Here is a 9,107-nt window from a genome sequence, read left to right as displayed (position 1 = left end):
GCGGCGATACCGGCCACGCGCAGCTGGTGCGGGACCAGGCCGATGCGGGCCGACTCGAGACCCCATGCCGCCGAACGGCGGGCATCGGCACGACGGCGCAGGGCATCCAGGCGCAGGTCGAAGCTTTCGTTGGTATCGGTACGGCCGCCGATGAGGCGATCGTCGGCTTGCGAAAGCGCCTGCTCGTCGTCGAGCTGGCCTTCTTCCAGTTCACGCCCTTCACCGCGATACACGAAGAGGCCTTCGCGTTCTTCGATGCGTTCGACGAGGAAGGCGAGGCCCTTGCCCGACACGCGCTGGCCGGCGCGGAATTCGGCGCGGATCAGCGGTGCGCTGTCGGTGGCATAGGGGCGCAGCACGCCCGCTTTGGCGAACAGGACCTGCACGCCGCGTCCTTCGACGCGAAGAATGGTGCCGAGGCCGAGCTCGGGTTCGGCGGTGGAGATCCAGCGTTGACCAGGTTGGAACATGCGGTAGGGAGCCAAGGACATCAGGGGGCGCCAATTATCCGCCCCCGAGGGCGCCCCTGCCTACCTTTGTTTTACCTCAGGTTTCGGCCCAACGCCGCAACAGGTTGTGGTAGACGCCCGTCAATTGCAGGATCGATGCCTGGTCGGCGGCACTGGCGGAGAGGTTGCGGATGGCCGTGTCCAGCTCCAGCAGCAGCCTTCGCGCACTGTCGTCGCGCACGAGGCTCTGCACCCAGAAGAACGAAGCGATGCGTGCGCCGCTCGTCACCGGCGTGACCTTGTGCAGGCTGGAGGAGGGATAGACGATGGCGTCCCCGGCGGGGAGTTTTACTTCATGTTCGCCGTAGGTATCGCTGACGATGAGTTCGCCGCCGTCGTATTCCCCCGGCTCGCTGAGGAAGAGCGTGCAGGAGATGTCGCTGCGCACCTGGACATCGCTGTCGCCGGTGGCCATGACGGCACCGTCGATGTGGAAACCGTATTCGCCACCGCCTTCATAGCGATTGAATCGCGGTGACAACGTGCGCAGGGGCAAGGCGGCCGCGTGATACAGCGGATGCCGCGCGAGGGCCGCGACGACGATCCCGCCCAGTTCGCGGCGCAGCGGCGACGCGTCGGGGAGTTGCAGGTTGCGCTTCACCTTCGCGCCCTGTGGACCGACGGTCTGTCGACCGTCGGTCCATTCGGCAGCCTCCATGGCGCCGCGCATCCCGGCGACCTGTTCCTTGCTCAGGACCTCGGGAATATGCAGCAACATGGCGGTGTTTCCTTCTGTCGATCAGAAACGAACGTTCGCGGTCAGCATGGCCGAGCGCGGCGTGGACGGGGTATAACGATAGCCACTCTTGTTGATCGCGGCCACGTAGTTCTTGTCGAACAGGTTGTACACGTTGAGCTGCAGGTCGAAGTTCTTGTTGACCGGGTAGCTGGCCATGCCGTCGAACACCCAGTACGCACGGGTATAGGCCGGGGTGCCCACGGCGCCGTCGGTGCCGCGCTGAAGAGAGCCCGAGTAACGCGCGCCGCCGCCGATGGTCAGGTCGAACGGCAGGTGATACGTGACCCACGAGGTAAACGCCTTCTTCGGCGTATAGGCCAGGTCGTCCGAGCCGTTGGCGGTGACGCCCGGGCCGTCCTTGACGGTGGCATTCATCGTGGTGAAGCCGGCGCTGATCGCGAGGTCGTCGGTCAGCTTGCCGACCGCGTTGATCTCCACGCCCTGCACACGCTTCTTGCCCACCTGGTAATAAAGCAGGTCGGTCGGATCCTGCACGACATCGTTGGTCACCGTGGTGCTGTAGAGCGCGCCAGTGAGCAACAGCTTCGAGCCGAGCAGGTCCCACTTCGTGCCGATTTCGGCGGTGCGTGCCTTTTCCGGATCGAAGTTGGGATTGTCGGCGCTGTTCGCCGCGGAGGAGAGCGTGAGCGTGTTGCCGCCCGGAGGCTGCTGCGACTGCGCGAAGTTGACGTAGATGCTGCCATTCGCGGCGGGCTTGTACAGCACGCCGATTTTGTAGTTCATCAGGTTGTCGCTGACGCTGGTATCCACGCCCGGGACAATGCTGCCGGCAGGCAGCCGGCCGCAGACAGGACCGTTACGTGCACCGCAAACCACGAGGCTGGAGAAATCGGTCTTGTAGTGGTCCATGCGTACACCGGCGTTCACCTGCCAGTGTTCACCGAACTTGAATGTGTCGAAGAAGTACGCGCCCGCCGTGTTGGTCTTGCCGTTGCTGAGCGCACCGGTCTCGCCGTACTTCAGGCCGCCGACATCGGAGTCGGGGTGATACAGGTTGGCAACGGGCCAGGTGCTGCCGTTGAGCGGGCCCATGCCGATGGTGCGAGCTTCTTCGGACGTCAGTTCGATACCGGTGCTGATGTCCTGCGTGAAGCCACCCGCGTCGATCGATGCGGTCAGGTTGGTCTGGTTGGTGGCGATCCGGTTGGACTGGTGCTTGAACGTCGGGTTGCTACGCGTGATCGTCCAGGTGGACGGGTCCAGCGGGTTAGGCGTCGCAAGATTCGCCGTCGCGCCCATGAACGACGTCAGAAGGTAATCCTCCGTCGTACGGCCCCAGCGCGACGTATTGTGCAGGGCGACCTTGTCGCTGAAGTCGTGTTCGACCAGGACCGTGAACATGTCCTGGGTCACGTGGTCGTGATCCTGGTTCGTGCCGTAGTAGTTGTTCGGGTCGACCTTGGCGGCGTCATTGAGGAATGCGCGCGCGTCGGGACTGCTGTAGCCCGGCAAGCCGATGGTCGGCACGCCGCCGTCGGGAACATTGTTCTGCTTGATGTGCAGGTAGTCGATGTACACGCGGGTGGGCGTGCCCAGGCCGAAGGCCAGCGAGGGCGCAAAGCCCCAGCGGTTGTTCTCGATATCGTCGCGACCGTAGACGTTGCTCTTCTGGTCCATCACGTTGAGGCGAACCGCAGTGGTTGCGTCGAGCTGCTGGTTGATGTCGGCCGTACCGCGGCGGCGCTGGCCGCTGCCGCCCTGGAGCGAGCCGGATTCGCCATCGCCCAGTACCGCCTGCTTGGTCACCAGGTTGATCGCGCCGGTCGGCGCGGTGCGGCCGTATTCGGTGCCATCCGGACCCTTGGTGACTTCGATCTGCTCGATATTGAAGACGTCGCGTGACACGGTGCCGGTGTCACGCACGCCGTCGACGAAGATGCTGCTCGACGTATCGAAGCCGCGCATATAGATCGCGTCGCCCGTGTTGGTCGCGCCGTTCTCGCCCACGTAGAAGGTGCCAACGCCCGGGCTGTTGCGCAGGGCTTCGGTCAGCGTGGTCGCACCCTGCTGCTTCATCAGCTCCTTGCCAATCACCTGGATGGTTTGCGTGGTGTCGAGCAGGGATTGGGTGAATTTCGGCGAGGACACTTTGTCGACGCGGAAGTCGCTCGAGCGGTCGGCGTCGACCTGCATGCCGGGGAGTGCCTGGACGTCGCTGGCCTTGGCCTGCTGCGGCGGTGCGTCGACCGTATCGCTGGCGACGGCGGCATGCGCGAAAGTCAGGAGGACGGCGGCACCGACGGTGCGCGCGGCAGGAGCGGCGTGTTTGCGGCTCTTGATGAAGGCCATGGGTGATTCCCTTGCGAGGCAATGAACAAAATGGGTCGGCAGACCGAATCGGGCACGAGTTCGCCCGACGCGGGCCGATGGCTCACGGTGGTCGACTTCATGGGTGCCCTGACTGACGGGTCGTGCACGGGCGTTAGCCCGATGTGACGCATATCGTAAGGGTAATGAGAATGATTCGCAATCTAAAGCGAAGCTTTACCTCAGGCGGTCCAGGCGAAGCCGCTCGCGGTCATCGCGCAGCCGGGCGACAGCGCCGTAAGCCGTACCGACGGCAGCCATGCAGCTGGCCCCGGTCAGCAGGATCAGCAACAGGATCTGGTACTTCACGGCCTCGACGGGATCGGCGCCCGCCAGCAACTGGCCCGTCATCGTCCCCGGCAGGGTAATGACACCCGCCGCAGCCATCTGGTTGATGACCGGCACCATGGCCGTGCGGATGGATCGGCGCAGGAGCGGCGCCGTGGCCGTGCCGAAGGTCGCGCCAAGCATCAACTGGGCCTCGATCGCGTCGCGTTGCTGGCGCACATTGTCGAGAACACCCGCCAGCGCGATGCTCGCCGCATTGAGAATGCTGCCCAGCAGGATGCCGACCAGGGGAATGGCGTAGCGCGCGTCGTACCACGGGTGCGGACGGATGGCTGTCAACAGCGCAAAGCACGCCGTCAGCAGGACGATGCCCAGCACGTTAGGTAACGCCACCAGGACATTTCCCCCCACCAGTCGGCGCACCGGACGGACCGCGACTTCGCGGACGGCGACCAGGGACATGGCCAGTACAAGAATCGCGGTCAGCCACGGCGAATGCCCCGCGAACACGTAACGGAGCAGGTAGCCGACGGCGACCAGCTGGACCACCATGCGCACCGAGGCGATCAACAGCGCGCGATGGAAGCGCAGGCGCAGCCCGATCGACAACGCGGCGTCGACCACGAGGAGAAGGGTGGCGATCGCGATGTCGCCGGCGTGCAGGGAGATCGGCGTCATGTGGCAAGGACTCCGCCGGCCTGCATATGAAGTGTGAGTTCGCCCACACGATCCGCCTGCGCGGCGTCGTGAGTCACCCAGATAGCCGTGGTACCGGCGGCGAGCCGCTTGGCGATCAAGGCTTCGACGGCTTGCGTGGAGACCGGATCCAGCGACGCCGTCGGCTCATCGAGCAGCAGCAGCCGCGGCTCGGCGAGCAGGGCGCGGATCAGTGCGAGACGCTGGCGTTCACCCGTGGAGGCTTCTTCGATAGAGCGCTCGAAGAGGGCCGGGGGGACGAACAACGCGGCCCCGAGTGCTCGCCACTCCGCTTCGCGTTCCTGGGGGAAGTGTTCGGCAACCGTGTCCGCCCACCAGCCGCTGCGGGCGGGAACCAGCGCCACCAGGCGCCGCCAGTCCGGCGCGGAAAGCGATGCCCGGTCGATCCCGGCGAACATGATCCTGCCCTCGTTGGGATCCAGGTCCGCGATCATGCGGAGCAGAAGCGTTTTTCCGGACCCGGACGCGCCCGTCAGGGCGAGGCACTGGCCCCCCGCCACGCTGAAAGTGAAAGGACCCACCAGGGTGTTGCGCAGTCCTTCTACGATTAGGCTCATGATAGGTTCCGTATGGGAGCGAGCACAGGCTGCCGGCCGCGCCTTAGGGCATGCTTACGGGCAGGTACTAAGCAAGGCATAAGGCCGGCACTCCGATAATGGCACCGGGCTGCCGTTTCCGTAGACACGTCCCGTCGCACGGATGCGATACCCGAAGCTTTCGTCCGCCATGGAGGACTTGGATCGTGAACATCATTGTCGTCGAGGACGACATCCGTCTCGGCACAGCGATCAAGCGCGCGCTCGAGCACCTCGCCTATACGGTGACGTGGCTGCGCACGGGCGTGGAAGGTCTCGAAGCACTGCGCGACCAATCCGTCGACCTCGTGCTCCTCGACCTGGGGTTGCCTGAGAAGGACGGCATCGAGGTGATTACCGAGGCGCGCCGTCTGAAGGTCAAGACGCCCATCCTCGTCATGACGGCGCGTGACAGCATCGAGTCCCGCGTACGTGGCCTGGACGCGGGCGCCGACGACTACATGACCAAGCCGTTCCACCTCGACGAGCTCGCAGCGCGTATCCGGTCGCTGGCTCGTCGTGCCCAGGGACTGGCCGATAATCACTTGGAATCGGGTGCGCTTTCGCTCAACCTCAGCACGCTCGAGGTGACGTACCAGGCGCGCCGCATCGAGCTGACCCGGCGCGAGTTCGCGTTGCTCCGCATGCTGATGGAACGCCACGGCAAGATCGTTCGCCGCGAGTCGATCGAGTGCTCGGTGTACGGCATGGATTCGGACGTCAGCCCGAATGCGCTGGAGGTCCTCGTCCATTCGCTGCGGCGCAAGCTCAGCCCCGATGCGATCCGGACCGTGCGTGGCTTCGGCTACATGGTGCCGCGGGACCTCTCGTGAATCCCCGGAAGCAGAATCGTCATCCAGTGGACAGCAACGCATAAGGTAACTAAGGCATCGTTGGCGACAGACTTCCCGAGAGCCCTTCATGTCTCCTGTCGTGTCGCTGTCACCTCCATCGCCAAGCGAGCCCGCTCGTACACCCATGCACGGGAACGCAGCGCTCATGCGACGACGCGTCGCGGCCTGGCTCGCGCGCCATCTGGTCGCTCCGGCGAAGAACCTGGTGGGTGCAGGCGAGCTTCCGGCATCCGGTATCCAGCGCATCCTCATTTGCCGCCCCAACCACCGGCTGGGTAACACGTTGCTGCTGACGCCGTTGCTGGTCGAGATAGAGCGGCGTTTTCCCGGGGCAGAAGTGGACCTGCTGTCGGCCGGACCGGCAGCCCATGCGGTGTTTCGTGGCTTCGATATCGTCGGCGACTGCACCACGCTCGACCGTCGCGCAGCGCGGCGTCCGTTGGCGACGATCGGTGCATTGCGCAAGTTGCGTTCGCGCCGCTACGACCTGGTGATCGATGCCGCGGCGGGATCGTCGTCGGGACGTATTGCCAGCGCCATGGCGAAGGCACGCTTTCAGCTACGCACGGATGCCATGCCGACGGATGGCATGGCCATGCATCTGGCGGCCCGACCGGTCCAGGCACTGCGCTGGGCACTGGGCGTCGCCGTCGGGGACGAGGTTCCCCGGCTGGACGTGCGCCTCACCGATGTGGAACGACGAAGTGGCCGCGACGCACTCGCACGCGTGCTGCGTGATGCGAACGAGCGAGGCTTGCCGGTGATGGCGATCTTCCCCAATGCGACCGGGTCCAAGCGCTTGCCCTCCGACTGGTGGAGTGTCTTCACGACCGAACTCGTTGCCCGGACCGGCGACACGTGCGTCGTCGAACTGGTTTCCGCCGACGGCCAGTCGCGTCTGGGCGGTGGCTTTCCGACGTACTACACGAGTGATCCGCGCAAGCTGGCGGGATTCATCGAGGCGGCAGGCACCTATATCAGCGCGGATTGCGGCGTGATGCATCTTGCCGCAGCGACCGCCGCGACGACGGTCGGTATTTTTGGGCCCACTGATCCTGCGCGTTATGCGCCCTATGGTCGGAACAACGTCGCCATTGCCTGCGACGACGGATGCCCGCGCGGCGCAGCGTTGAGAGCCGCCGCACATCTGGCTCGATGCAGCTCGTTGTAGGAGCCGATTCATCAGCGATAGCCAGGTTGCCGCGCACCCCATCGCCGCTAAAGCGCCTCCTCCAAAAAGCAGGTTTCAGAGCAAGAAAAAAGGTTCATCGCGGAATTCCGGGGACGCTGCAGGGGGCGGTTCACTCGCTTCGCGAGTGCATGTTTTTAGCGGCTCGCGCCGCCGCTTGCTTGGGTGGTGAGGCGCAGAGCCTTCGGTGCCCACCCTCGCTGCTCAGACACGTCCTCCGCGTTTCGTACCGGAAAGGCCGCTGCGCGGCCGTTTGCTTATTTGGCCTGCGGCCGCTCCACTTGTGCGGAACTCGCCTCGAGGGTGGGCACCGAAGGCTCTCCCGAACCCTGAGGTTCGTGCGGGTCGAGCCGRCGGAGCAGCGCCGCTCCGGCTRMYGGCTCGTCGGCATCGCCAAACGGTCGACCCCAGCGCGCTGAGATCGTCCGCGAGTCAGCGCAGCGGCGAGGAAAACGCTCGCCGCGCCGGAAATGACGTATCTGCACGACCGCCGTAAYGGTCCGCTTGGGCGGCCACACCCACKCCAACGGCTCTCCTKCCACCCAACCGTATCGTCGTGAGAGACCTTGGTGTCCACCCTCGAGGCGAGTTCCGCACAAGTGGAGCGGCCGTAGGCCAGATAGATACATGGGCCGCGTCAGCGGCCTTTCCGGCACGGAACGCGGAGGACTGTCTGAGCMGCGAGGGTGGGCACCAAGGTCTCCCCGCGAGACGCGCAAGTGTAGAGAGCGACGGCAAAGCCGAGCCCGCGAGGCCGAAGGCGAGCCATCTTCGAGGTGCGATGTGCCAAAGAGTGCCCGGCCCCGGTAATCCACGATGAACCAAAAAAAAGCCCCGCATGTGCGGGGCTTTTTTCAGGTCAGGAGTGCTCGCTTTCCTTCGGCGGCTTGCCGCGGCCTTCGATGTGTCCACCGAAGCCCATGCGCATGGCCGAGAGGAGGCGCTCGGCGTAGGTGTGGTCCTGACGCGAGCGGAAGCGGGCGAACAGGGCAGAGGTGAGCACCTCGGCCGGGACGGCTTCTTCGATCGCGGCGTTGACCGTCCAACGGCCTTCACCGGAGTCGTCGACGTAACCGGAGTAGTTGTCCAGCTCCGGGCCCTTGGCCAGGGCGCTGGCGGTCAGGTCGAGCAGCCAGGAGGAAACGACGCTGCCGCGACGCCAGACTTCAGCGATATCGGCCATATCCAGGCTGTAACGCTCGCGCTCCGGAATCTGCTTGCCGTCACGGTTCTTCAGGATGTCGAAGCCTTCCGCGAAGGCCTGCATCATGCCGTACTCGATACCGTTGTGGATCATCTTGACGAAGTGGCCAGCGCCCGCTGGACCGGCGTGCATGTAGCCATTTTCGACACGCGGATCGCGGCCATCGCGGCTTTCCGTGCGCGGGATATCRCCAGCGCCCGGGGCGAGGGTCTTGAAGATCGGATCGAGGTAGTCGACCGTGGCCTTGTCGCCACCGATCATCATGCAGTAGCCGCGATCCAGGCCCCAGACGCCGCCGGAAGTGCCGACGTCGACGTAATGCTGGCCCTTGGCGGCAAGCTCTTCGGCGCGGCGGGCATCGTCCTTGTAGAAGGTGTTGCCACCGTCGATGACGATGTCGTCCTTGCCCAGCAGGCCGCTCAGGGTCGTGATGGTGTTCTCGGTGATCTCACCGGAAGGGAGCATCACCCAGATGATTTTCGGCGAAGGAAGCGCCTTGACCATGGCTTCCAGGGACTCGACGGCTTCACCACCGTCCTTGGCCAGCGTGGCACGCGCGTCGGCGTTGTTGTCGTACACCACGGTCTGGTGACCGTCCCTCATAAGGCGGCGGGCGATGTTGCCGCCCATGCGGCCCAGTCCGATCAAACCGATTTTCATGCGTGGGGTCCTCGATGAGTTCAACGTGGGGAATATGCGGATAC

The 9,107-nt window shown here is 64.9% G+C and carries 7 protein-coding genes and 1 pseudogene; 2 read left to right on the top strand and 6 right to left on the bottom strand.

All coding sequences use genetic code 11. The annotated features are described in order from the left end of the window. The 5 genes and pseudogenes from AC1DT2_RS10420 to AC1DT2_RS10400 all read right to left on the bottom strand — a co-directional run. A pseudogene (locus tag AC1DT2_RS10420) lies at nt 1–470 on the bottom strand (RNA polymerase-associated protein RapA); the annotation flags it as partial. A 76-nt stretch (nt 471–546) separates the two neighbouring features. Beyond that, nucleotides 547–1,227: a Fe2+-dependent dioxygenase gene (locus AC1DT2_RS10415; protein WP_477296137.1), complete on the bottom strand. Its 681-nt coding sequence runs from the start codon at nt 1,225–1,227 to the stop codon at nt 547–549. 21 nt (nt 1,228–1,248) lie between these two features. Then, on the bottom strand, nt 1,249–3,558 hold the full coding sequence (locus tag AC1DT2_RS10410; protein WP_063573368.1) for a catecholate siderophore receptor Fiu: 2,310 nt from the start codon (nt 3,556–3,558) through the stop codon (nt 1,249–1,251). Nucleotides 3,559–3,753: 195 nt separating this feature from the next. After that, nucleotides 3,754–4,542, bottom strand: a complete 789-nt coding sequence (locus tag AC1DT2_RS10405) for an ABC transporter permease (RefSeq protein WP_477296136.1) — start codon at nt 4,540–4,542, stop codon at nt 3,754–3,756. Beyond that, on the bottom strand, nt 4,539–5,138 hold the full coding sequence (locus tag AC1DT2_RS10400) for an ABC transporter ATP-binding protein (RefSeq protein ID WP_477296135.1): 600 nt from the start codon (nt 5,136–5,138) through the stop codon (nt 4,539–4,541). Before AC1DT2_RS10400 ends, AC1DT2_RS10405 begins: the two co-directional genes overlap by 4 nt. A gap of 185 nt (nt 5,139–5,323) precedes the next feature. On the opposite strand from AC1DT2_RS10400, the gene AC1DT2_RS10395 reads away from it, so the two are divergent. Both AC1DT2_RS10395 and AC1DT2_RS10390 read left to right on the top strand, forming a co-directional pair. After that, the gene (locus AC1DT2_RS10395; RefSeq protein WP_477296134.1) at nt 5,324–5,989 is read left to right on the top strand and encodes a response regulator; all 666 of its coding nucleotides are present in this window, start codon (nt 5,324–5,326) and stop codon (nt 5,987–5,989) included. A gap of 166 nt (nt 5,990–6,155) precedes the next feature. Beyond that, nucleotides 6,156–7,181, top strand: a complete 1,026-nt coding sequence (locus tag AC1DT2_RS10390; protein ID WP_477296133.1) for a glycosyltransferase family 9 protein — start codon at nt 6,156–6,158, stop codon at nt 7,179–7,181. 877 nt (nt 7,182–8,058) lie between these two features. On the opposite strand, the gene gnd is transcribed toward AC1DT2_RS10390, so the two are convergent. After that, a complete protein-coding gene (gnd, locus tag AC1DT2_RS10385) occupies nt 8,059–9,063 on the bottom strand; it encodes a phosphogluconate dehydrogenase (NAD(+)-dependent, decarboxylating) (protein WP_213950096.1) in 1,005 nt (334 codons plus the stop codon). Nucleotides 9,064–9,107 lie beyond the last annotated feature (44 nt).

Source organism: Luteibacter sp. P4_E6, from assembly GCF_056401535.1.
This window is presented reverse-complemented; position numbering and strand designations above follow the sequence as displayed.

Coding starts and splice junctions, on each gene's coding strand:
- AC1DT2_RS10415 (WP_477296137.1), bottom strand. CDS start 1,227: ATGTTGCTGCATATTCCCGAGGTCCTGAGCAAGGAACAGGTCGCCGGG.
- AC1DT2_RS10410 (WP_063573368.1), bottom strand. CDS start 3,558: ATGGCCTTCATCAAGAGCCGCAAACACGCCGCTCCTGCCGCGCGCACC.
- AC1DT2_RS10405 (WP_477296136.1), bottom strand. CDS start 4,542: ATGACGCCGATCTCCCTGCACGCCGGCGACATCGCGATCGCCACCCTT.
- AC1DT2_RS10400 (WP_477296135.1), bottom strand. CDS start 5,138: ATGAGCCTAATCGTAGAAGGACTGCGCAACACCCTGGTGGGTCCTTTC.
- AC1DT2_RS10390 (WP_477296133.1), top strand. CDS start 6,156: ATGCGACGACGCGTCGCGGCCTGGCTCGCGCGCCATCTGGTCGCTCCG.